Here is a 2,125-nt window from a genome sequence, read left to right on the forward strand (position 1 = left end):
ACCACTACTTGTACTGGTGTTGAGATGTTCCGTAAGCTTCTAGACGAAGGTCGTGCGGGTGAGAACGTTGGTGTTCTTCTGCGTGGTACTAAGCGTGACGAAGTTGAGCGTGGTCAGGTTCTATGTGTGCCTGGTTCTGTTAAGCCTCACACTAAGTTTGAAGCTGAAGTATATATCTTGGGTAAAGATGAAGGTGGTCGTCATACGCCATTCTTCCAAGGTTACCGTCCACAGTTCTACTTCCGTACGACTGATGTGACAGGTGCTTGTGAGTTGCCTGAAGGTGTTGAAATGGTAATGCCTGGTGATAACGTACAGTTAACAGCTACTTTGATCGCGCCAATCGCGATGGAAGAAGGTCTACGCTTCGCGATTCGTGAAGGTGGTCGTACTGTAGGTGCGGGTGTTGTAGCTAAGATTGTTGAATAATCTGACGCCTATATCCTAAAAAAAGAGCTGCCTTCGGGCGGCTCTTTTTTTTGTGCTAAAAGAAATCGTATTTATGTCGGGATGTCGGTTGACACGGTTGGTTGCAATACGTACAATGCGGCTCCTTTTTTATACAGCAGTCACGCGCCTTTTTGGGTTTAAGTGGCTAATTACTGGAGTTTTGGTCACATGCAAAGCCAAAAAATCAGAATCAGACTAAAAGCTTTTGATTATCGTCTGATCGATCAGTCTACACAAGAAATTGTAGATACGGCGAAGAGAACCGGTGCGCAAGTGCGTGGTCCGATTCCTCTTCCAACTAAGAAAGAGAGATTTACAGTTTTGATTTCTCCTCACGTAAACAAAGATGCGCGTGATCAGTATGAGATTCGTACTCATAAGAGAATGATGGATATTGTAGAGCCTACAGAAAAAACTGTAGATGCACTAATGAAACTTGACCTGGCAGCTGGCGTAGACGTTCAGATTAGTCTTGGTTAAGTTTTTCCAACTTTTCTAAAAAGTTGGTGCCGTTCAAGTTAGATCGAGCGGTAAAGTGTAACTACCTAATTTATAGGGCCATAGAGGGTGAAAGCCCCGTACACTTAAGAGGTGAAAAATGGCGATTGGTTTAGTCGGCCGTAAGGCTGGGATGACTCGAGTTTTTACAGACGAAGGTGCATCCATTCCGGTAACGGTTATCGAGGTTGAAGATAACCGTATCACACAGGTGAGAACAGACGATGTTGATGGTTACCGTGCAATTCAGGTAACTGTTGGTGAGCGTCGCGCTTCTCGCGTATCTAAAGCTGCAGCTGGACATTTTGCGAAAGCAGGTGTTGAAGCGGGTCGTGGTCTTTGGGAATTCCGTTTGGCGGAAGGCGAAGGCGAAGATCTTAAAGCAGGTGACGCACTTAATGCGACAGTCTTCGAAGTTGGTCAGATTATTGATGTAACTGGTCAGTCTAAAGGTAAAGGTTTCCAGGGCGGTATTAAGCGTTGGAACTTTGGCATGCAAGATGCGACGCATGGTAACTCGTTGTCACACAGATCAAACGGTTCAATTGGTCAGTGTCAGACGCCAGGTCGTGTTTTTAAAGGCAAGAAGATGTCAGGTCACATGGGTGCTGAACAAGTTACTGTTCAGAGCTTAGAAGTCGTTCGTGTAGACGCAGAACGTAACCTTTTATTGATTAAAGGTTCTGTTCCTGGTGCTACTGGCGCGGACATCATTGTCAAGCCAGCACAGAAGGCATAGGGGGCGTCATGGAATTAACAATTACTGGTTCTGGAAATTCAGTGGCTGTATCTGAAGCTACGTTTTCTCGTGAATTTAATGAGTCTTTGGTTCATCAGGTTGTCACTGCATATATGGCAGCTGCCCGCCAGGGTTCTCGAGCTCAGAAAACTCGTTCTGAAGTAAGTGGTGGTGGTAAGAAGCCATGGAAGCAGAAGGGTTCTGGTCGTGCACGTGCAGGTACTATTCGTAGCCCAATCTGGCGTTCAGGTGGTGTTACATTTGCTGCGAAGCCGCAAGATCACTCTCAAAAAGTAAACCGTAAAATGTATCGTGCAGCGATGCAGGTTATTTTGTCAGAGTTGGTTCGTCAGGAGCGTTTGTTGGTTGTTGAAGAGCTAACTGTTGCTGAGCCAAAGACAAAAGAGCTGACTGCTAAGTTGAAAGAGCAGGGTTTGC

Annotated in this window: 4 protein-coding genes; all 4 read left to right on the forward strand. The window is 45.8% G+C overall.

All coding sequences use genetic code 11. From position 1 onward, the window contains the following. Positions 1-429 (forward strand): EF-Tu/IF-2/RF-3 family GTPase (locus A3735_RS22445; RefSeq protein WP_255375189.1); only part of this gene is annotated, 429 nt, incomplete at its 5' end. A gap of 189 nt (positions 430-618) precedes the next feature. Next, positions 619-930: a 30S ribosomal protein S10 gene (gene rpsJ, locus A3735_RS22450; RefSeq protein WP_068455763.1), complete on the forward strand. Its 312-nt coding sequence runs from the start codon at positions 619-621 to the stop codon at positions 928-930. 118 nt (positions 931-1,048) lie between these two features. Then, positions 1,049-1,687, forward strand: a complete 639-nt coding sequence (gene rplC / locus A3735_RS22455; RefSeq protein ID WP_068508507.1) for a 50S ribosomal protein L3 — start codon at positions 1,049-1,051, stop codon at positions 1,685-1,687. An 8-nt stretch (positions 1,688-1,695) separates the two neighbouring features. Next, positions 1,696-2,125, forward strand: a 430-nt coding sequence (gene rplD, locus A3735_RS22460; RefSeq protein ID WP_068638689.1) for a 50S ribosomal protein L4, incomplete at its 3' end; no start/stop codon positions are given.

The sequence above is a fragment of the Oleiphilus sp. HI0061 genome (assembly GCF_001635675.1).